Origin of the sequence: Microvirga sp. CF3016, from assembly GCF_036314085.1 — a bacterium.
Lineage (GTDB): Bacteria > Pseudomonadota > Alphaproteobacteria > Rhizobiales > Beijerinckiaceae > Microvirga.
Genome location: NZ_JAYGGM010000005.1, coordinates 93,228 through 113,436 on the forward strand (window position 1 = coordinate 93,228; position 20,209 = coordinate 113,436).

The 20,209-nt window shown below is 63.6% G+C and carries 20 protein-coding genes; 9 read left to right on the plus strand and 11 right to left on the minus strand.

All coding sequences use genetic code 11. The annotated features are described in order from the left end of the window. The first annotated feature begins 258 nt into the window (after positions 1–258). From VB672_RS08845 to VB672_RS08880, 8 genes are all read left to right on the plus strand, one after another. Positions 259–522, plus strand: a complete 264-nt coding sequence (locus VB672_RS08845; protein WP_329783819.1) for a hypothetical protein — start codon at positions 259–261, stop codon at positions 520–522. 711 nt (positions 523–1,233) lie between these two features. Beyond that, a complete protein-coding gene (locus VB672_RS08850) occupies positions 1,234–1,725 on the plus strand; it encodes a GNAT family N-acetyltransferase (RefSeq protein ID WP_329783820.1) in 492 nt (163 codons plus the stop codon). A 45-nt stretch (positions 1,726–1,770) separates the two neighbouring features. Then, complete coding sequence (locus VB672_RS08855) at positions 1,771–2,793, plus strand: glycoside hydrolase family 3 N-terminal domain-containing protein (protein WP_329783821.1); 1,023 nt, start codon at positions 1,771–1,773, stop codon at positions 2,791–2,793. A 48-nt stretch (positions 2,794–2,841) separates the two neighbouring features. Next, positions 2,842–4,494 (plus strand): ABC transporter substrate-binding protein, encoded by a 1,653-nt coding sequence (locus VB672_RS08860; protein ID WP_442931956.1) that lies wholly within the window; start codon positions 2,842–2,844, stop codon positions 4,492–4,494. A 50-nt stretch (positions 4,495–4,544) separates the two neighbouring features. Beyond that, on the plus strand, positions 4,545–5,522 hold the full coding sequence (locus VB672_RS08865) for an ABC transporter permease (RefSeq protein WP_329783822.1): 978 nt from the start codon (positions 4,545–4,547) through the stop codon (positions 5,520–5,522). Between the two features lies 1 nt (position 5,523). Next, complete coding sequence (locus VB672_RS08870) at positions 5,524–6,414, plus strand: ABC transporter permease (RefSeq protein WP_442931958.1); 891 nt, start codon at positions 5,524–5,526, stop codon at positions 6,412–6,414. Continuing rightward, complete coding sequence (locus VB672_RS08875; RefSeq protein ID WP_329783823.1) at positions 6,411–7,232, plus strand: ABC transporter ATP-binding protein; 822 nt, start codon at positions 6,411–6,413, stop codon at positions 7,230–7,232. Before VB672_RS08870 ends, VB672_RS08875 begins: the two co-directional genes overlap by 4 nt. Beyond that, entirely contained in the window at positions 7,232–8,134 is a 903-nt protein-coding gene (locus tag VB672_RS08880) for an ABC transporter ATP-binding protein (RefSeq protein WP_329784069.1), read from the plus strand. Before VB672_RS08875 ends, VB672_RS08880 begins: the two co-directional genes overlap by 1 nt. Before the next feature lie 100 nt (positions 8,135–8,234). Here VB672_RS08880 and VB672_RS08885 read toward each other — a convergent pair whose 3' ends face one another. Further along, complete coding sequence (locus VB672_RS08885) at positions 8,235–9,434, minus strand: aminotransferase class V-fold PLP-dependent enzyme (protein ID WP_329783824.1); 1,200 nt, start codon at positions 9,432–9,434, stop codon at positions 8,235–8,237. A 127-nt stretch (positions 9,435–9,561) separates the two neighbouring features. Here VB672_RS08885 and VB672_RS08890 point away from each other — a divergent pair, with 127 nt between their 5' ends. After that, on the plus strand, positions 9,562–10,368 hold the full coding sequence (locus VB672_RS08890; protein ID WP_329783825.1) for an IclR family transcriptional regulator: 807 nt from the start codon (positions 9,562–9,564) through the stop codon (positions 10,366–10,368). A 20-nt stretch (positions 10,369–10,388) separates the two neighbouring features. Here the strand turns inward: VB672_RS08890 and VB672_RS08895 are convergent, their stop codons facing one another. The 10 genes from VB672_RS08895 to VB672_RS08940 all read right to left on the minus strand — a co-directional run bounded on the left by VB672_RS08895 (position 10,389) and on the right by VB672_RS08940 (position 20,130). Then, positions 10,389–10,877 carry a RidA family protein gene (locus VB672_RS08895; RefSeq protein WP_329783826.1) on the minus strand — a complete coding sequence of 163 codons (489 nt, stop codon included), beginning with the start codon at positions 10,875–10,877 and terminating at the stop codon, positions 10,389–10,391. Beyond that, positions 10,874–11,857: an ABC transporter ATP-binding protein gene (locus VB672_RS08900; protein WP_329783827.1), complete on the minus strand. Its 984-nt coding sequence runs from the start codon at positions 11,855–11,857 to the stop codon at positions 10,874–10,876. Before VB672_RS08900 ends, VB672_RS08895 begins: the two co-directional genes overlap by 4 nt. Further along, positions 11,854–12,867, minus strand: a complete 1,014-nt coding sequence (locus tag VB672_RS08905) for an ABC transporter ATP-binding protein (protein WP_329783828.1) — start codon at positions 12,865–12,867, stop codon at positions 11,854–11,856. The genes VB672_RS08900 and VB672_RS08905 overlap by 4 nt, the downstream gene beginning before the upstream one ends. Continuing rightward, complete coding sequence (locus VB672_RS08910) at positions 12,864–14,087, minus strand: amidohydrolase/deacetylase family metallohydrolase (protein WP_329783829.1); 1,224 nt, start codon at positions 14,085–14,087, stop codon at positions 12,864–12,866. Before VB672_RS08910 ends, VB672_RS08905 begins: the two co-directional genes overlap by 4 nt. A gap of 4 nt (positions 14,088–14,091) precedes the next feature. Beyond that, positions 14,092–14,955 carry an ABC transporter permease gene (locus tag VB672_RS08915; RefSeq protein ID WP_329783830.1) on the minus strand — a complete coding sequence of 288 codons (864 nt, stop codon included), beginning with the start codon at positions 14,953–14,955 and terminating at the stop codon, positions 14,092–14,094. Next, positions 14,955–15,896 carry an ABC transporter permease gene (locus VB672_RS08920; protein WP_329783831.1) on the minus strand — a complete coding sequence of 314 codons (942 nt, stop codon included), beginning with the start codon at positions 15,894–15,896 and terminating at the stop codon, positions 14,955–14,957. The genes VB672_RS08915 and VB672_RS08920 overlap by 1 nt, the downstream gene beginning before the upstream one ends. 67 nt (positions 15,897–15,963) lie before the next feature. Further along, complete coding sequence (locus VB672_RS08925; protein ID WP_329783832.1) at positions 15,964–17,487, minus strand: ABC transporter substrate-binding protein; 1,524 nt, start codon at positions 17,485–17,487, stop codon at positions 15,964–15,966. Between the two features lie 457 nt (positions 17,488–17,944). Further along, positions 17,945–18,556, minus strand: coding sequence for a LysE family translocator (locus tag VB672_RS08930; RefSeq protein WP_329783833.1), 612 nt, complete (start codon positions 18,554–18,556; stop codon positions 17,945–17,947). Continuing rightward, positions 18,553–19,224 carry a B3/B4 domain-containing protein gene (locus VB672_RS08935; RefSeq protein WP_329783834.1) on the minus strand — a complete coding sequence of 224 codons (672 nt, stop codon included), beginning with the start codon at positions 19,222–19,224 and terminating at the stop codon, positions 18,553–18,555. Before VB672_RS08935 ends, VB672_RS08930 begins: the two co-directional genes overlap by 4 nt. Positions 19,225–19,323: 99 nt before the next feature. Next, positions 19,324–20,130, minus strand: coding sequence for an AraC family transcriptional regulator (locus VB672_RS08940; protein WP_329783835.1), 807 nt, complete (start codon positions 20,128–20,130; stop codon positions 19,324–19,326). Between the last annotated feature and the right edge of the window lie 79 nt (positions 20,131–20,209).

A 20,209-nucleotide genomic window follows, 5' to 3' on the forward strand; every position in this document is an offset into this window, starting at 1 on the left:
GCTATTGCCCGAATTTGCCGGGCCGCTGTTGCCGCCGGAATTGCTGTTGCCATTGCTGGCGCCAGCACCGCTGCCAACGCCGCCACCGGCGCTGTTACCGCGTCCAACATTGCCATTTGAGCTACCGCCCGAGCCACCATCGCCTCGGCCGAGGCCGCCTCCGGCACTTCCACCGTTTCCGCGGCCGGCTCCGCCGCCTATTCCGCCGCCTATTCCGCCGCCAAGCCCGCCACCATTGGAGTTGCCTTTGCCGCCACCGTGGCCATTGCCCGCATCACCGCCCGACGAGCCATTGCTTTTCCCGGCACCGTTGCCTTCGCCACCGTTGCCATTCCCCCCAGCATTTCCCCGGCCACCGGCATTGCCGCCGCTGTCCCCTGTGCCTCCCTTGTTGCCTCCGCCGCCGTTGTTGCCGTTCCCACCGCCATTGCCTTGGCCGCCAGCGCCGCCGTTGCCGTTTCCGCCATCGCCTTTGCCGCCGCTGTTCCCGCCGTTCCCGTTGCCCCCGCCATTATTACCTGAACCGTCGCCACCCTTTGCGAGTGCCGCCTCGTTCAGAATGGGCACGCTCGATCCATGTCCGAATTCAAGTTGAACCCGCAGGGGAATTGCCGCAGCGCAGCTCGCAATCGCGATGAGGACGGGTCGCCGCCAGGATACCTTCATTCTCAATCGTCTCCGCAATTCAGCCGACCACCAGTTAATCCGGGCGGGACTGGAGCGTATAAGCAAAAGTCAGCTCGGCAGGTTGCTTGCGCAATACGTTCGACCACACCTCTTGTATCGTACCTGAGATGAACACAGGTGAACCAATCACGAAATATGTCCGATCATAAGCTTGGCAATACCTGTTCGCCCAATACCTTTGCGGCGACGAGCATTGCAAATGCCTGAAATGGATCATTGAGATCGCCGGAATTCCGCGCAATACCTCTAAGGAACTTATCCCTCGGAGCGATCCCGTCAGTAACAAGGGGATTTCTGATCACCTGCAGTTCGATCCAAACCGGTGCCTGATCCGGCTGAGGTCATGGCAATCATGGCCCTAAGCTAGAAGTTCTGCAAAGCCCTCTTGTTCCCATGCGGCTCGGTGGAAGGCTTGTGGACGCTCCCCTGATCGCCCTGGACAAGGACCATCTCGACCGTGACGGAGATCATGCTTGACGGAACGGGAGGAGATGACCCAAATATAGTACACTATAAAAATAGATATTTCGTATTTATGGAATATGCATGGGTGACCTGCTTGTCAGTCTCTACGATCCGGGCCTTGAAAGGCTCGGGCAGCGCACCGAGCGAACGGATCTGACAATCCGGCCGGTCCTCGCTCCGGAACGGCACATCGTCGTGGCTTGGATCCAGCGGCACTTCAGCGAGAATTGGGCGAGCGAAGCCGCAATCGCCATCGGACGCCAGCCTTCCTCCTGCCTCATCGCCCTCAGCAACGGCCAACTGGTCGGCTTTGCCTGCTATGATGCTATTGCGCGCGGGTTCTTCGGACCCACCGGGGTGGCGGAGGCTTCTCGAGGGCAGGGGATCGGCGCCGCATTGCTGCACCGGACGCTCCTCGCCATGAAGGCCATGGGCTATGCCTATGCGGTCATCGGCGATCCCGGCCCCGCCCGTTTCTATATCGACGCTGTCGGCGCCATCGAGATCCCGGTTTCGGGCAAGGGGATCTACGCCGACATGCTGCGAACGCCAAGGCCGGCGGTCGTGACATAGGCGGCGTTGCCTCCAAAGACCTTTCACTCAAACACGCAGAGTCTCATGTCCCAAAACGTTCCACTTGCTCTCTTCGTCGGCATTCCAAATCCGGTTCTCGATGCCGATGAAGTCGCGTTGTTCCGTGAGACGAATCCGTACGGCCTCTTCGTGGGACGCCGCAACCTGAAGACGCCGGATCAGGTCAAGGCATTGGTGGAGCAGTTCCGCGAGGCGGTTGGACGGGACGATGCGCCGGTCTTCACCGACCAGGAAGGAGGGCGCGTGCAGCATCTCGATGCCGGCCCGTGGCCGTTGTTCCGCTCCTTCGGCGATTTCTCGCGACTTGCGGATCGTGACATGGATCTCGCCAAGCACGCCTTGCGCCTCTCCTCGCACGCCATGGGCACCATGATGACAGAGCTAGGACTGACGAGCGGATGCTCGCCCGTCCTCGATCTCGTCTTCGACACGACAAGCGCCGTGATCGGGGCGCGCTCGTTCGGCCCGGACCCGGAGCGGGTAGCCGCGCTCGGCCGCGTCGTGGTCGACAGTCTGCTCGAGGTGGGCAACCTGCCCATCATGAAGCACATCCCCGGCCACGGGCGCGCCACGACCGACAGCCACAAGGAGCGGCCGGTGGTGCTCGAAAGCCGCGACGTCCTTACTGCGACGGACTTCAAGCCGTTCCTGGATCTGATCGACACCCCTTGGGCCATGGTGTCCCATGTGGTCTATTCCGCCTATGACGAGGAGCAGCCGGCCTCGATCTCGCCCGTCATTTGCAATGACGTGATCCGGGGCGAGCTCGGTTATCAGGGCGTGCTCATCTCCGATTGCCTGTTCATGGAATCGCTACGCGGACCGCTGCCTGAGCGCGTGCGCCAGACGCTCGATGCCGGATGCGACATTGCCCTGCACAGCCATGGCACGACCTCGGAAAGCCTCGCGGCGGCAAGGGTTGCCCGCCCGCTGTCGCAACAATCCCTGGAGCGGATCGAGGCCGGAAAGCGACGCCTCGGTTCGCTCAAGGTCGATGTGCACCAGCTTCATGCGGAGGTTGAGGAAATCTTCTCCCGGCATCTGTAGGAGTGCTGTCCGCGTGCGTAAAAAGTTCAATAAAAAGAGGGAACTGCAATGAAACCATTTTCCGCGCTTCTGGCCATGACCATGCTGGGAGCCCTGACGCTCCCTGCCGCCGCCCAGACCGTGCTCACGGTCAACATCGAGCCCGCGACCACCTGGGTGCGCAACTTCAACCCGTTCAATCAGACATCGGCGCGGCAGAGCACGCTCGACTTCATCTACGAGCCCCTGGTCGTCTTCAACCGTCTCGACAACAACAAGCCGAACTATCGCCTCGCAGAGAGCTACAAGCTTGCCGAGGATCTTAAGAGCATCGAGTTCAAGCTGCGCGACGGCCTGAAGTGGTCCGACGGGCAGCCGCTGACGGCAGCCGACGTCGTTTTCACCTACAATTACATCAAGCAATATCCGGCTCTGGATTTCGTCTCGATCTGGCAGTTCATCAGCGGTGTCGAGCAAGTCGACAAGCAGACCGTGCGCTTCACGCTCCGCCAGCCCAGCGCGCTCGCAGTCGACCGTCTCATCGCCCTGCCGATCGTGCCGGAGCATGTCTGGAAGGGCATCACCGAGCCGGTGACCTTCGCCAACGAGAACCCGGTCGGCAGCGGCCCTATGACGGAGGTGACGCGGTTCACGCCGCAAACCTACGACCAGTGCCGCAATCTGCATTACTGGGATTCAACACGTCTATCCGTCGACTGCATGCGCTTCCCGCAGCTTGCCGACAACAACCAGATCCTGGCCGCCTCCGCCAGCGGACAGCTCGACTGGGGCGTCGCCTTCCTGCCGGATGTGGAGAAGACCTTCGTCGCCAAGGACCCGCAGCACCACAGGTATTGGTACGTGGCAGGCAGCATGGTGGAATTCCTGTTCAATCAGGAAACCTCCAACGAGAACAACCGCAAGGCCTTCAGGGATCTCAACTTCCGCCGCGCGGTCAGCATGACGCTTGATCGCAAGGCCATGGTCGACGTGGCGGGATACGGCTACCCGACGCTGAACGAGGACCCGACGGCCTTCGGGGACGTCTACAAGATGTGGCTCGATCCGAAGGTGAAGGCCGAGTTCAGCAAGTACACGACCTACGATCTGGATGGCGCCAAGGCGCTCCTCGACAAGGCCGGATACGTGGACAAGAACAAGGATGGCTTCCGCGACAATCCGGACGGTACGCCGATCGCCTTCAATATCATCGTGCCGAATTCCTGGAGCGACTGGATCGACACGGTCCAGATCGCCATCGAAGGCATGCGCGAAGCCGGCATCAATGCCAGCATGGGCACGCCCGAGGAGGCGGTCTGGTCGCAGAACCTGATCAGCGGATCCTTCGACGCCGCCATCAACAGCATCTCGGTGGCGGCCTCGCCGTACTATCTCTATCAGCGGGCCTTCACCAAGGCGGATGCCGGCAAGACGCGGTTTACGGCGCAGCGCTGGTTCAATGAAGAGCTCGAAGGCCTCCTGGCAAGGTTCGCCCAGACGCCGGATCAAGCCCAGCAGAAGACAATCATGAACTCCGCTCAGCGGATCGTCGCGGAGAATTTGCCGATCTTCCCGGTCTACAACAGCGCGACCTGGTACCAGTACAACACCAAGCGCTTCACGGGCTGGGCCAGCGGCGAGAACCCCTTCGTCAACCCGACGATCTCGCGCCAGAACCCGGCCCGGCTGCTCCATCTCTTGGCGCTCAAGCCGGTGAAGTAATCTAGCGCAACGGGGAAGCGGCCCGTCCGCTTCCCCGCTCTGAGGTTTCGATGGCATTTCTTTTCAGGCGTCTAGGGTTCTATCTCGCGGCTTTTCTCGCTGCTGCGACCGTCAACTTCTTCCTGCCCAGGCTCATGCCTGGCGATCCGATCGAGATCATGTTCTCGAGCGCGGGGAGCGATCTCTCTGTGGAGAATCTCGAAGCCTTGAAGCTAACCTTCGGCTTCGTCGACGGACCTCTCTGGCAGCAATACCTGACCTATCTCCAGAGCGTCTTCACGGGCGATCTCGGCCGATCCATCAAGTATTATCCGCTCGCCGTGACGGAACTGCTGGGCCGCGCGCTAATCTGGACCGTGGGCCTCATGGGAACCGCGACGCTCATCAGCTTCACCCTCGGCACGGTGCTCGGCATCATGGCTGCCTGGCGGCGGGGGAGCACCTTCGACGTCGTCTTCTCCGTCGGCGCCATCATGGCGACATCCATGCCCGCCATGGTCCTGTCCCTCGTGGCCCTGTTCTTCTTCGGCTTCGAGCTCAACTGGTTTCCGACCGGCTACGCGGCCGACCCTGCGCTGGATCCCGCCTTCTCCTGGCAATATGTCTCCAGCGTCGTCCGGCATGGCATCCTGCCGGTCCTGACCTTGTCGACCGTGCTGACGGGCGGGTTCCTCGTGACCATGCGCAACAACATGATCAATCTCCTGGGCGAGGACTATATCGTCATGGCCCGTGCCAAGGGTCTGTCCGACAGCCGCGTGATGTTCTGGTATGCCGCGCGCAACGCCCTTCTGCCGACGGTGAGCAGCCTCGCCATCGCCATTGGAACCGTGCTGGGCGGCTCCCTCGTGACGGAAGTCGTCTTCAACTATCCCGGGCTCGGCAACACCCTGTATCAGGCAATCCTCGCCCGGGACTATCCCGTGATCCAGGGGCAGCTGCTGATCATGACGCTTGCCATGCTCACGGCCAACTTCATCGTGGATATCAGCTACGTCCTGCTGGATCCGCGCCTGCGGAGCGCCTGACATGGGAGCCGTTCTGAAAAGCTTCGCGCACAACAGGAAGGCGCTGACCGGGCTCGTCATCGTCGCGATCATCGTGGCGTTGGCGATCGCGGCGCCCTGGCTCACCGAATACGATCCGACCCGGCGCGTAGGGCGTCCCCATCAGCCGCCGAGCTGGGACCACTGGCTCGGAACGACCCGCATCGGTCAGGACGTGTTCGCCCGTCTTCTTTACGGAGCCCGCACGTCGCTGGCGGTCGGCTTCGGCGCCGGGCTGCTGATCACCGTCGTCGGAACCATCTTCGGGATCCTTGCCGGATACAAAGGCGGGCGAACGGACGAGGTCATCAGCTTTTTCACAAACATGGTGCTCGTGGTGCCGAACCTGCCGCTGCTTCTCGTTCTGGCAGCCTTCATCGGACAGGCGAGCCCCTGGGTGATCGCCCTGATCCTCGGAGCCACGTCCTGGGCCTGGGGCGCGCGCGTCACGCGCGCCGAGACTCTGTCCGTCAAGCAGAAGGACTTCGTGAAGTCGGCCGAGATGCTGGGCGAGCCGTCCTGGCGCATCATGCTGTTCGAGATCTTTCCGAACGTGATCTCCATCGTGGGGATCAACTTCGTGGGCAGCGTGATCTTTGCCGTTATTACGGAGGCAACCCTCGAATTCCTCGGGCTCGGCGATCCCAAGACGGTCTCCTGGGGCATGATGCTCTTCAACGCCCAGAACGCGTCCGCTCTGCAGGTCGGAGCCTGGTGGGACATCCTGAGCCCCTGTTTCGCTCTGATCGCCCTGGGCGCGGGCCTGTCGCTCCTGAATTTCGCCGTCGACGAGGTCGCCAATCCGCGCCTGCGCACGGGCAACACCCTGTCGCGCTGGTCCTTGCTGATGCGACGTGGGGAGGGCCGTCTATGACAGCCGATCCTCTTCTTTCGGTGCAGAATCTCACCATCGACTACATCGGCGCGGAAGCCGACTTCCGGGCGGTGGACGATGTCAGCTTCGATATCGCGCCCGGGGAGGTCTTCGGCCTTGCCGGCGAATCCGGCTGCGGCAAGAGCACGATCGCTTACGCGATCAACCGCCTGCACAAGCCGCCGGCCCTCATCCGCCGGGGCAGGATTCTGTTCGAGGGGCAGGACGTCCTCGATCTCGACGACAGGGCCTTGAGGGAATTCCGCTGGAGTAAAGTCGCGATGGTGTTCCAGAGCGCCATGAACTCTCTCAATCCCGTCCTGAGAGTCGAGGCGCAGTTTCACGATCTGCTGAAGCGGCATCGTGGCTACTCGAAGGAGCAATCGCGGGAGCGCGCGGCCGAGATGCTGCGGCTCGTCGACATCCCGCCTGAGCGCCTGCGTGACTACCCGCATCAGTTCTCCGGCGGCATGCGCCAGCGCATCGTCATTGCCATCTGCATGGCCCTGGACCCGAAACTCGTGGTAATGGACGAGCCGACGACGGCGCTCGACGTGGTCGTCCAGCGCGAGATCCTGCAGAGGATCGACGAGTTGCGCCGCAGCCGCGGGTTCTCGGTCCTGTTCATCACCCACGATCTCGGGCTTATGGTGCAGTTCTGCGACCGGATTGGCATTATGCTTCGCGGGAATCTGGTCGAGCAGGGCACGTCGGAACAAATCTATCACCGGCCCCAGCATGAGTATACGAAACAGCTCTGGGCCTCGTTCCCGTCGCTGCACGGGCATCCAGTCAGGCTGGAAAGGGCATCGGGATGATTCAGGAGCCGATCATCGCACTGGAACAGGTGAGCAAGAGCTTTGGTCATAGCGGGAAGGCCGTGCGGGCAGCTCATGACATCACCTTCGCGCTGCACCCCGGCCGGACCGTGGCGCTGGTCGGCGAGTCCGGAAGCGGGAAGACCACCTGCGCGCGTCTTGTCATGCGCGAGTATCGGCCGGACAGCGGAAGAATCCTGTTTCGCGGAAAGGACCTGAACGCGACGGGAGCCGTCGGCCTCAAGGAGTACCGGCGTGCAGTCCAGATGATCTTTCAGGATCCCTTCGCATCGCTCAATCCCGCCCACACGGTGGATTTCATCATCCGGCGTCCGCTCGCGCTCGGCCAGCCGGATCTCAAGGGCGGTGCGGTGGACGAGACGATCGCCGATCTTCTCCGCCGTGTGGAGCTCGATCCCGGCGCGGTCACACGCAAGCACCCGCATGAGCTGTCCGGCGGGCAGCGCCAGCGCATCAACATCGCCAGGACGCTCGCCATGGGCGCTCAGGTGATCGTCGCGGACGAGCCGACATCCATGCTGGACGTGTCTGTGCGCTTAGGGGTCCTGAACCTGCTCAACGACATGAAGCGAGATCTTGGGGTCGCGCTGCTCTACATCACGCACGATCTCGCAACTGCTCGCTATGTCGCCGAAGACATTCTCGTGATGTATGCGGGCCAGATCGTCGAGTGGGGCGATGTTCACCGGGTGCTGACCAATCCGCAGCATCCCTATACGCGCCTGCTTCTGTCGGCCGTGCCCAATCCCGAAATCCGCTTCGACAATCCGGACGCCCGATTGGACCCCCACGCGGTCGAGGCCATTCGCAGGGAAGCCCGGCACCTCCAGGACCGCATCGTCGAAGTCGGGCCGAACCACTTCACGCGTCGAGCCGCCTGATCCTGAAAGTGGGCATCAGCCCGTCAATGAGCATCGGGAGCGGCGAGCCGGTTCATCGGGTATCCCATTCCTGGCTCCCCGCCTCTTGTCGCTCTCCCGATCAATCAGGCCAGCGCATGATCGCCTGGGAGGAGCGGTTGCGCCGCCCCTCCAGCGGTGTCGCAATGATCTCGTTGGACTGCCGGGCCTTCTCCAGTTCCTCGACGAGCCGTTCGGCCACGACGGTTTCCTGTCCTGGATGAAGATTGCACGGGTCGAGATAGAAATAGCCGTGCTCGACCTCGTGGTCGCGAACGATGATCGGCGTGCGCCCCGAGGCGAGCGCATCGGCGAGATCCCAGGCCGTGATGTGGGCACCCTTCGGCTCGATGGCGACCTTCAGACGATCGAGCGGATTGTTGGTCGGATCCGCCTCGCGGATCGGCGTCACGCCGGGGCGGCCGGACAGGGTCTGTTCCCAGAGTTCCAGATAGCGCGTCTCGCGCTCGCGGATGCCCGCATGGTCGCGCTTCTCCCAGGCCTCGAGAGCCGCGATCGTACCGAGGATACCTTCTTTGCCGACCTTCATGCCGCGACCGATGCCCATGTTCTGAATGTAGGTCGCGCGCACGAGCTCAGTTCGGCCGGCCACGATGCCGCCGGTCAGGCCGCCGAGGAACTTGTGCGAGGAATAGAGCGCGATATCGGCACCGGTGGCGAGGAACCCCCTCAGATCGTATTCGGAAGCCGCATCGACGATCACGGGCACGCCCCGTGCATGGCAGATCTCCACGAACTCCTTGAGCGGGATCAGGCCGTACTGCACCGTATGGTGCGAGACGACGTAGACTGCGGCGGCTGTCCGCTCGGTGATGGCTCCGTCGAGCTGATAGCCATAGGCCGAGGTGGCTTGGCCCACCGGCACGACCCTCGCGCCCGCAAGGCGAATGCCCTGCTCGACGGGCGCGCCGTAGCTGACCATGTGGCCGGTCATGAGCAGCACTTCGTTCTTGAGACGGTCTGTATCGGGAAGCCGCTCGACCGCGGCAAGGTCGCAGCCTGTCATGGCTCCGGCAACGGCAAGCGTGATCCCGGCCGAGCAGGAGGCCGTCACGAAGCCGGCCTCGGTGCCGCAGAGGCGCGCAATCACGCGGCTCGCTTTCTTCTGCAGGTCGCCGATCTCGACGAATTGCGGAAGGATCGCCGAGACGGCTGCGACGGCTTCGGGCACGACGATGGAGGCGCCGAGCGACGTCATGGTGCCTGATACGTTGATGATGGGGCGGAGGCCGAGGTCAGGGCGAATGTCTTTCTGGGTCATGGAGCTCGTTGTCTCAATGTTTTATGGTGGCGGAATGGGGTATATTCCATTACTGAGGAAGTACGTGAGGGCATGCGGCCCACCGTAACGGTGGGCCGCAATTTCTGAAGATCCGGGAGAAGATCCAGTGGACACCAAGTTTTCCGAGGCTGCGGATGCGTCCGTTCCCGAGAAGCGTAGCCGCGGCGCCCGCGTCAGCGGCATCGATCGCGCTTTGCAGATCCTGGATTTCCTTCAGGCGGAGATGAAGCCGGCCGGCGCCTATGCGGTGGCCAAGGCGGTTGGAGCGCCGCTCTCGACAGTCTACGTGATCATCGAGGATCTCGTGGAGAAAAGGCTTCTGCAGCGGCGCAGCGACGGAACTGTCTGGCTCGGGCCGCGCCTGTACCATTACGGCCTGGCTTATGCCGAATCCCTCGACTTCCTGAACGTCGCCACGCACGAGATGCAAGACCTTTGCCGGGAGGTGGAGGAAACCATCCAGATCTGCGGCCGGGACGGGGATCATATGATCGTGATGGCCATGGCGGACGGACCTGGGCATTTCCGCGTCACGTCCAAGGTCGGCTCGCGCGTGCCGCTGAACTGGACGGCCTCGGGCCGACTGCTCCTCGGTCATCTTCCCGACGAGGAACGCCTGAAGGTCTTCCGTCATGCCGCGAAGGTATCGCCCACGGGGCGCGCCAACACGAACCCGGAGACGCTCTCCGAGGCGTCTGCGGCTGCGCTCAGGGAGCGCCTGTCGATCCAGATCAATGAATCGGACTTTTCCGTCGCCTGTATTGCCTCGCCGATCTGCCAGCCTTCGGGTGAGTGCATCGCGACGATTTCCATCGTGCTGCCGGAGCATCGGGTCGTGCAGGATCGCGACCGCTACACCAACGCGGTGCGCAAGGCAGCCGAGCGGATCGAGGCGACGTTGGGCTGGCGCTGATCCGGGCATGAAGGAACGCCTCAATCTTCGACCGCGATGATGGCTTCGATCTCTACCGTGATGTTGTTGGGCAGGGACCCGAAGCCCACGGCGGAGCGGGCGTGACGGCCCGCCTCTCCGAAGACAGCCATCATGAGATCGGAGCATCCGTTGATCACCCTGGGGTGCTCGCCGAAATCGGGCGCTGCATTGACCATACCGAGGAGCTTCACGACACGTTTCACGCGCGACAGGTCACCTAGCGCGTCCTGCATGACGGCGAGCAGATTGATCCCTGTCAACCTGGCGTGTTCATAGGCCTCCTCCGCATCGACATCGAGGCCGACCTTGCCGGTATGGAGATAGCCGCTGGCTTCCTGCGGCCCCTGGCCCGACAGGAACAGAAGGCTTCCTTCCTGAACATGCGTCACAAAATTGGCAATCGGACTTGGGGGCTTGGGCAATGCGATGCCCAGTTCCTTCAGACGCTCGTAAGGGTTCGACGCGGTCAGATATTGAACTTCGTTCACAATGTCAGTCCTTGGGAAATCACTTCGGAGTCGCCGTGACGAATGCAGGCGACGTGATGGTTCGAGCCGACGTCTTCCAGCGGAGGAACGATCTCGGCACAGGCCTCGATGGCGTATCGGCAGCGGGTCCGGAACACGCAGCCGGACGGTGGGTTGAGCGGGCTCGGAATATCGCCCTTCAGGACGATGCGCTGGCGGCTCGCTTTCGGATCCGGCAACGGAGCCGCGGAGAGAAGCGCCTGCGTGTAGGGGTGGCGCGGCATGGCGTAGATTTCGCGGCTGGGACCCCGCTCCATGACGCGCCCGAGATACATCACCACGACCTCGTCGCAGAGATACTCCACCACCGACAGGTCGTGCGCGATGAAGAGCATCGTCAGGCCGAAATCCTGCTGCAGATCCTGGATCAGGTTGAGGACTTGGGCCTGCACGGAAACGTCGAGGGCCGAGACCGGCTCGTCGGCCACGATGAAGTCGGGCTCCACTGCCAGAGCACGGGCAATGCCGATGCGCTGGCGCTGTCCGCCGGAGAACTCGTGCGGGTAGCGGCGCGCCGCATCGGGATTGAGGCCCACTCTCTGGAGAAGTTCGGCGATCCGATCCCGCCGGGCACTGCCCCTGACGGGACGATGAATATCGATCGCTTCGCCGATGATCTGGTCGATCCGGAGACGGGGGTTGAGGCTCGAATACGGATCCTGGAAAATGATCTGGAGACGACTCCGGTAGGCTCTCATCTCCCGCTCAGGCAACGTGCGCAGGTCGACGCCGTCGAACACGATCCGCCCCTCGTTGGGCTCGACGAGACGGAGCGTGCATCGACCGGCCGTGGTCTTGCCCGATCCGGACTCGCCGACGAGGCCGACGATCGTGCCGCGCTTCACGTCGAAGCTGACGCCGTCCACCGCCTTCACGGTGCCGCTGCGGGTCTGGAACTGCTTGGTGAGTCCCTGGACGCTCAGGAGGGTTTCACTGCTCATAGGGCTTCATGCCTCCAGCATCGGCTGAGATGCGAGGGACCCGCCGTCATGAGCGGCGGCGCCTCGTCGCAGAGCGGGATGCGATAGGAGCAGCGCGGGGCGAAGCTGCATCCCGGCGGGAGCGCCGTCACAGGGGGCACGTTGCCCGGGATAGGATTGAGGCGCAGCCTTCCGCCGGCTTCGTCGCGATCGCGCGATGCATTCGGGATGCAGGCCAGCAGGCCGCGCGTATAAGGATGCTTCTGATGCTCGAAGAGGCTCCCGACCGGGCTCTTCTCGACCACGCGGCCGGTATACATGACCACGACGTCATGGGCGATCTCCGCCACCACGCCGAGATTGTGCGTGATGAACAGGATGCTCATGCCGATCTCGCGCTGCAGCCTGCGGAGCAGATCGAGGATCTGTGCCTGGATCGTCACGTCGAGAGCGGTCGTCGGCTCGTCCGCGATCAGGAGGTTGGGGTTGCAGGACAGGGCGAGGGCGATCATGACGCGCTGGCGCATGCCGCCCGACATCTGATGCGGATACTCGTCGAGCCTGCGGTCGGCCGCGGGAATCTCCACGAGGTCCAGCATTTTCTTGGCACGCCGGCGCGCCTCGGACGTCGAGAGCGGTTCGTGCAGCCTGATCATCTCCACGATCTGGTCGCCGACCGTGTAGAGAGGGTTGAGGCTCGTCATCGGCTCCTGGAAGATCATGGCGATCTCGCGCCCGCGGATGGCGCGCATTTTCCGCTCCGGCAGGGCCGCGATGTCGATCACCTGACCCTGGCTCGTGCGGTAGAGGATGCTGCCTCCCACGATCCGCCCTGGAGACGAGAGAAGGCGCATGACCGACAGGCTGGTGACGGATTTCCCAGAGCCGGATTCGCCGACCACCGCGACGGTCTCTCCGCGCTTCACGTCGAAGCTCACGCCGTCGACCGATTTGGCGACGCGGCTGCCGAGCTCGAAGTGCGTGTGCAGGTCAGAGACCTTGAGCACGGTATCGTCGGGAAGCTCCGTCATCGGGCGTTGATCCAACCGCAATGCGGACAGGCGGAGCTCTCCAGGGCGGATTTCCGCGGCGGGACGTAGCGGCTCGCCTTGACGGCTTCCTGTCCGAGAATGGTCCAGATAGGCTCGATCAGGCGCGGTAGGTGCGCGTTGTAGCCCATGGAATCAACGATGCGCAGATCGCTGTCGTTGACCTCGAACACCGTGAACTCGGCTCGCGTGCCGGGTGAGAGAAGATTCTCCGTCGGAAGGCCGATCACCTCCATGGGTGCCCTGGTCGAGGCGTCGATGACGGCCTCGAACGGCATGCCGACCGAGAGAAGCTTCGACATGGTCGTGCCCATGTCCCAGACGGGATTGTCGAGGGAGCGCGCATGAAGGTCGGTCGAAATCGAGAAGGGCAGGAGGCCGCGCTGGATGGCGAGTTCGGCCACTTTGAACGAGAAGGAGGCGCCGCCGTGGCCCACATCGAGGCGGATGCCGTCGTTGGCGCAGCGCTGCGCCAGCTGGAACAGATCCTCGTCCTCCATGATGTTCGCCGCAGCCTTGCCGTTGAAGCAGTGGGTCACCACGTCGCCGGGACCCAGGACCTCGAGGACCTCGTCGAAGACCGGAGGCGGCTCGCCCACATGCACCATCAGCGGCAGCTTGAGGATCTTGGCGACCTTCTTGGCGATCTTCACCGGCGTGATGCCCCAGGCGCCGACGATGACGCCGCTCGCCCGCACCTTGATGCCGATGATGATGTCGCGGTTGGCCTCGACGCACGCGATGGTGCGGTCGATGTCGATGGACCGCATGTCGATGAGCTCGCTCACGCGGTTGCAGGCGACAAGACCGATCGACCCGATATTGAGGAAGGCCTTGATGCGCTCCCTGGCAGGCTCGATGATGTATTCCCGGAAGCCGTGGAAATTGGCTTCGCCCGCCGAGCCCGCATCCACGATGGTCGTCACGCCGCGCTCGATGCCGCAGACCTGCGGCTTGATGGAGATGTCGGTGCCGCCGTGCCACACGTGGGCATGGAGATCGACCCAGCCGGGGGAGACGTAAGCTCCCTTGGCATCGATGCGGCGCGCTCTCTCCGGTGCCTGAAGAGAATGACCGACGCCAGCGATCTTTCCGTCACCGCCGATCAGGATATCGGTCGTCTCCTGCGGCACACCCCGGCCGAAGCCCACCGGCTTCACGCCCGAGATCAGAAGGGGCGAGGAGTCTTCTTGAAACGTCATGAGATCAAAGGTCCTTTCTCAGGCGCGGATCGAGGAGATCCCGGAATCCGTCGCCGACCATCTGAAGGGAAAGAACGGACAGGATGATCGCGATGCCGGGGAACAGCGTCATCCAGTCGGCCTGTCCGATATATTGCCGCCCGGCCGCAATCATGGTGCCCCAGGTCGGCACCTCGGGGCTGACGCCGAGGCCCAGGAAGGACAGGCCGGCTTCAGCCAGCATGGCATAGGCGAAGATGAAGGTGCCTTGCACGAGGATGGGCGACACGAGGTTGCGAAGCACGTGCCGGGACATGATGCGCCAGGTCGGGACTCCGAGCGCACGGGCCGCTTCGACATAGGGCAGCTCGCGGATAACCAGCGTGGAGGCCCGCACGATGCGAGCGAGGCGCGGCGTGTAGACAATCCCGAGCGCCACGATGACGGTCACGAGGGACGGGCCGAGAGCCGCGACGAGCGCGATGGCCAGAAGAATATCCGGGAAAGCCATCATGGCGTCGATGATGCGGGCGATCGGCGTGTCGAGGCGACGGAAGAAGCCGGCCACGAGGCCGAGCGTCACCCCGAAAACGGCCGCGAATGCCACGACCGAGGCGCCGACGAGGAGTGAAAGCCGGCCCGCATAGATCGTCCGGCTGAACACGTCGCGGCCGAACTCGTCCGTCCCGAACCAGTAGATGCCGCTCGGCGGCTTGAGCCGGTTGACCACGGAAAGGCGGCTTGGCGAGTACGGCGCGATCAGCGGCGCCAGGATCGCCAATGCCGCGACGATCACGAGGATGAGAAGCCCGACCATGACGGTCTTGCGGGTCACCAGCCGCGAGACGAAGCTCGCTTCGGAGACGGCAGGGGTGCTGACGGCGGCCATCAGTAGCGCACCCGCGGGTCGACGAGCAGGTAGAGCATGTCGATCAGGAAGTTGATGAGCACATAGAGCGCCGCCACGATCAGCAGCGCGCCCTGAATGACGGGATAGTCGCGCCGCAGCACGGCCGAGACGACGAGGTTGCCGACGCCCGGAAGGCCGAACACGGTTTCCGTCACGACGGCGCCCGACACGAGGAGCGCGGCCGTCAGGCCGATCACGGTCAGAACCGGAATGAGCGCGTTCTTGAAGGCATGCTTCATGACGACCCGGAACTCGCCCATGCCCTTGGAGCGGGCGGTGCGCACGTAGTCGTCGTTCAGAACGTCGAGCATGCTTGCGCGCGTGAAGCGCAGGATCAGGGCCGATGACACGATGCCCAGCGACAGGGCGGGAAGCACGAGATGGGAGAGCCGTGTGCCGAGCCCGGCGCCGGGTCCGCCGTATCCGGAGACCGGGAACACGCCGAGGCGCACGGCGAAGAACTGGATCAGAAGCAGCCCGAGCCAGAAACTCGGAACGGAGGCCGCGAGCATGGCCAGCGTCGTGGCGGTCTGGTCGAAGAGCGAGCCGCGCCAATAGGCCGACAGGATGCCGACCGGAATGGCGATAAGGCCGGCGATGACGATGGAGAATAGCGTCAGGAAGAAGGTCGGCTCGGCGCGATCCGCCAGGGCGGAGAGGACCGGGCGGTTGAGAAAGATGGACTCCCCGAGATCGCCCTGCAGCAATTGCCCGAAGAAGATGCCGTACTGCACGATGAGCGGCTGGTCGAGGCCGAGGCGGGTGCGCAGGCTCGCCACGTCCTGGGCCGTCGCGTCGGGGCCGAGCATGACGGCGGCCGGATCGCCGGGGGCGATGCGCACGATGATGAACACGATCGTGACGACCACGAACATCACGGCCAGCATGCCGAGCAAGCGTTGGAGGATGTAGCGGCTCATGTGTCGATCTGCATCAAGTGAATGTTCGGGGAGCGCCAGGAGAAGCGCTCCCCAGCTTGCCGTTCGCTTACTTCTTCAACGACACGTTCCAGAAGTATGGCCAAGGCGCGGGCACGATACCTTCCAGCTTCGGCGACTGTGCCGACAGGGCGTTGAAGTCGCCGATCTTGATGCTGGGCGTTTCGTCGTAGATGACCTTCTGAACTTCGGCCCAGAGGGCAGAGCGCTTCGCCGGATCGCTCTCCGTGTTGAAGGCGTCGACGGCTTTCTTGCGCGCAGGGCTGGACCACCAGCCGGGCGAGCTCTCGGAGAGCTGGCCGATGAGGGCCGGTTCCGGCAGGAACGGGCTGTGGGTGATGTAGATGTCCCACAGGGCCGGATCGCCGCGCCTCTGCGTCAGGGTTGCCCAATCGACCACCTGCAGATCGACCGTGAAGCCGGCCTGCTTCAGGTACTCGGCCGCCACCTGGGCCATCTTGTAGTGGAACTCGTATTGGCGGCTGGTGAGGATGCGCAGCGGTGCGCCGCTGTAATTGGCCTTCTTCAGGAGCGCCTTCGCCTTGTCGGGATCGGCGACGTTGTACCGGCCTTCGACGCCGGCATCCGTGTTCCAGACATAGCCCTTGGGATACATGGCTCCGTCGAGGGAGTAGAACTCGGGGTTGCCGAAAGCTGCGGCCAGCATGTCCTCCATGCTGAGAGACAGGCGCACGGCCATGCGGGCGTCGGTATTGGCCATCACGCCCTGTTTCGTGTTCATCACGAAGACCGGCCAGCCGAACGGCTTGAGGATGACGGGCTTCGATGTCTGCAGATTCTTGATGCGGTCATAGGATTCAACCGGGATGGAATCCACGTAGTCGAATTGTCCGGAAATCGCGCCCTCGACCCGGGTGTTGGGATCCGGCACGGGCACGAAGCGGATTTCGTCGAGGATCGGCTTGCGCGCGCCGCCATAACCGTTCCCGGCGCCATCGAGCGGCTTGTAGGAATCGTTGCGGACGAGCTGGATATACTGGTCGGGCTTGCGCTCCTTCAGCTTGTACGGACCCGTGCCGACCGGCTCCTTCATCGGCACGTCCATCTTCTCCGACGGCATGATCACCGCAGCAGAGTTGTTGAAGGACAGGAGCGCCAGGAGAGGGGCGTACGGCGTCTTCAGGGTGATGCGCACGGTCGACGGATCGACGGCCTCAAGCTTGTCGACATTGCCGGCAACCTGCTTGCCGCGCGAGCCCTGTTCCATCCAGCGCTTGAGCGAGGCGACGACGTCTTCGGACGTCATGTCGGAGCCGTCGTGAAACTTGATCCCGTCCCGCAGCTTGATCGTATAGACCTTGCCGCCCTCGGTGACCTCCGGAAGCGACGCCGCCAGGAGGGGCGTGACCTTCCAATCCTTGTCAAAGGTGAAGAGAGTCTCGAAGAAATGCTGGGTGACAATACCGACCAAGTCGGCCGTGGACACCATAGGGTCGAGGGTCGGCGGTTCGCCGATCGTCGCCACATTGACGACCCCTCCACCTGATTGAGCCAGAACTGGGCCTGATGCGAGTATCGCCAAGCCGGAAAGCAACGCTTCTCTGATCCTCATGGTCACCCTCTTGCTCTATAATTATGTATTATTTGCTTTAGTTATGTCATAGTGAGCGAGCTAAAGTCTCAGGTCAATAGGCCTGAAGGGGTGCAGCCTTCGGGGAAGAGAGCGGGTGCTCAGCAATGGATGGCGTCGGTCCCGGCCTGTCAGGATCTCCGAACGGCAAGGGGACCACAGGATCGAGGTAGCGGAAATCCCGTTGATCGACGTTTCAGACTGTTGCTGCACGATCCTGGTAATCACTCGGGCGCCAGGGGTTCCCCGGTGTCCTTCCAGTATCGCGCCTGTGCGACGCCAGGAAGAAGCACCGGGGTCGACTCGCCCTCTGCCGTCTCGCTGCTTCGGGCTTCATGGAAACATCCGATCTTACAAGCAGAGGTGTCGCAGCGTCTCACCGTCCCAGTATGGCACTTGGATCAAGCTGATCGCCCAGAAATTCGCATCATGGGAGCCATTAGCGCTCGGCCAGCGCAAGTTTCACTCCAAGTGCCATGAAGGCGGCAGCGAAAGCGCGGCGCATCCAGGCCAGCACGCTCGGGCGCGAGGTCACGTGCCGGCGAACCGCAGCGGCGAACACGCCATAGAGGACGAAAACGGTAAGAGTCATGACCATGAAGGCGAGGCTCAACTCGAGCATTCTCCTCAGAGGCTGGGGCTCAGTCGCGCCCACGAATTGCGGCAGGAAGGCGAAGAAGAAGATCGAAAGCTTTGGATTGAGCACGTTGACGAGGACCGCAGACCAGATGACCTGCGCGTCCGAGCGCGGTGTTCCCTCCGCTTCCACCCGCAGCGTGCCGCGTTCCTGAAGCGTCATCCAGGCCATGTACAGCAGGTAGGCTACTCCGGCGTATTTGATGATCTGAAAGGCGAGGGCGCTGGCGTGCAGGAGCGCAGCAAGCCCCGTGATGGCTGCCAGCATGTGCGGCACGATTCCGAGGGTACAGCCGAAAGCTGCCACGATGGCCGCGCGGGCACCGCGCGACAGTCCGGCGGCGAGCGTGACGAGCACGCCGGTGCCAGGGGAGGCCACGACGATCAGGGAGGTGAGGATAAACTCGGGGCTCATGGCTGGCGCACCTCCAGGATGGTCGCGGCGGGCCAAGCCTCAGCCAGCATGGCCTGGAGTGTCCGGGTGAGTCGGCTCACGTCCTCGCGGGCTGTTCCGTGCAGGGCCTCGGCGACGATCAGAGCGGCCGAAGTGCCGGCACGCACGGCGGAGCGCCCGCTCTGCCGGTTGGTCCAACGACGGGCATGCGCGGATCCTGCCTCGTCGGCGAAGATGATCTCGCCAGGATTGGGGTGCTCGACCTCCCCGGCGAGCGTCTCATAGCGCTCCGTGCCGGTCGCGTGGCGAACCTCCAGCGCGCCTTCGACCTGACCGAGGTCGAACACCGCTACGGGAATAGCGAAGGCCATGGAGGCGGCGTTGCAGAGGTCCACGAGGGGGTGAAGGGCAGGCAGCGTGCCCTCCTTGCGGAAGCGCCGCAGGAGCGCCTCGGAGGCGCAGCGGTATTGGGTGGGCTTGAGGCCCATGCGGGCAAAGGCGCGCCGCCAGGCCTGCACCTCGGGCAAGTCGCTTTCCGAGCCGCCCGCGAGTCTCCCAGTCGCGGCAGCGTGGAGACGGGCCACCGACGCGGATGCGTCCGCGGCCGGGGTTATTCGCTCGACTTGCAGCATGCCCGTGGCGAGTTCGGGGAAGTCGCGCAGTACGGATGGGGAGTAGCGAAGGATCATGGGCAGGGCTCGGACGTGGAGGATGTCGCACCGTCTATCCCTGCCGTGTACTCTGCCGCCGTGTCTTGAACGAAATTGCAGGCCCTGTCAGAATCGGGTTCACGCCGCCGCAGCAAGGGCGCCGGGCGGAAAGCCGAAGCGACGCACGAAGTGCCGCGTCATGTGGCTCTGATCGGCGAAGCCGCTCGCTGCCGCCGCATCCGCCAGGGGCATCCCGCCCGTGATGAGGTGGCGCGCGAGGTCGATGCGCCGCTGGACGAGGTAGGTGTGAGGCGTCAAGCCGAATGCGCGCGAGAAACCCCGTACCACCTGGTACCGGCTCAGACCGCTCGCATGTGCCAGTTCGGCCAGGGTGACTGAGGCCGCCGGATTGTCATCGATGACCTCCCGCGCGATGCGGATTGCAGCCGGAGCGGCTGGCACATCGTCCGAGGGGCGCTCGCGCAGGAGCCGATCCACCAGAACCGCAAGGGTTTCATCGCGGCGCAGTTCCGTCCGTTCTGCCGCGGGTGCCGTCAGTGCCTGGTAAAGCGCCCGGAATGCCTCGACGGGGGTATCATCTCGTAGCACGGGATGGACGAACTCGCAGGTGCGCATCCGGCCCTCGTGCACGTCGCAGGCCGTCTCGGCGATGAGGGACGGGTCAAAATAGAGCATCCGCCACGTGCGCCCGGCGTCCCCGATGGGCGAGCCGTCATGGACCTCGCCCGGGTTGACGGTGATGAGGTCGCCGGCCCCGGCTTCAACGACGCCACGCCCGCTCAACGAGCGCTGCGCGCCCCGCTCGATGAGGCCAACCCCAAACTGCTCATGGGAATGGCGCGGGAAGGCATGGGCCGTCTGAGCCTCCACGGCCAACACGCCCGCCATTCCGCAGCACACGACCTGAAATCGTCCTCTTGCCACCGGTTGCCTCCATCGCGCCTCGTCCGCCGCAGGCTCCATGGCAGGCAATCTGCGTCAATTGCCGACGAAGGCCAAGCGG

Bases quoted from the DNA above. Each gene is read 5' to 3' on its own strand.
- VB672_RS08930 (WP_329783833.1), bottom strand. From the start codon at position 18,556: ATGAGCCCCGAGTTTATCCTCACCTCCCTGATCGTCGTGGCCTCCCCT.
- VB672_RS08865 (WP_329783822.1), top strand. From the start codon at position 4,545: ATGGCATTTCTTTTCAGGCGTCTAGGGTTCTATCTCGCGGCTTTTCTC.
- VB672_RS08915 (WP_329783830.1), bottom strand. From the start codon at position 14,955: ATGGCCGCCGTCAGCACCCCTGCCGTCTCCGAAGCGAGCTTCGTCTCG.
- VB672_RS08850 (WP_329783820.1), top strand. From the start codon at position 1,234: ATGGGTGACCTGCTTGTCAGTCTCTACGATCCGGGCCTTGAAAGGCTC.
- VB672_RS08920 (WP_329783831.1), bottom strand. From the start codon at position 15,896: ATGAGCCGCTACATCCTCCAACGCTTGCTCGGCATGCTGGCCGTGATG.
- VB672_RS08875 (WP_329783823.1), top strand. From the start codon at position 6,411: ATGACAGCCGATCCTCTTCTTTCGGTGCAGAATCTCACCATCGACTAC.
- VB672_RS08860 (WP_442931956.1), top strand. From the start codon at position 2,842: ATGAAACCATTTTCCGCGCTTCTGGCCATGACCATGCTGGGAGCCCTG.
- VB672_RS08855 (WP_329783821.1), top strand. From the start codon at position 1,771: ATGTCCCAAAACGTTCCACTTGCTCTCTTCGTCGGCATTCCAAATCCG.
- VB672_RS08885 (WP_329783824.1), bottom strand. From the start codon at position 9,434: ATGACCCAGAAAGACATTCGCCCTGACCTCGGCCTCCGCCCCATCATC.
- VB672_RS08870 (WP_442931958.1), top strand. From the start codon at position 5,524: ATGGGAGCCGTTCTGAAAAGCTTCGCGCACAACAGGAAGGCGCTGACC.
- VB672_RS08935 (WP_329783834.1), bottom strand. From the start codon at position 19,224: ATGATCCTTCGCTACTCCCCATCCGTACTGCGCGACTTCCCCGAACTC.
- VB672_RS08900 (WP_329783827.1), bottom strand. From the start codon at position 11,857: ATGAGCAGTGAAACCCTCCTGAGCGTCCAGGGACTCACCAAGCAGTTC.
- VB672_RS08910 (WP_329783829.1), bottom strand. From the start codon at position 14,087: ATGACGTTTCAAGAAGACTCCTCGCCCCTTCTGATCTCGGGCGTGAAG.
- VB672_RS08905 (WP_329783828.1), bottom strand. From the start codon at position 12,867: ATGACGGAGCTTCCCGACGATACCGTGCTCAAGGTCTCTGACCTGCAC.
- VB672_RS08925 (WP_329783832.1), bottom strand. From the start codon at position 17,487: ATGAGGATCAGAGAAGCGTTGCTTTCCGGCTTGGCGATACTCGCATCA.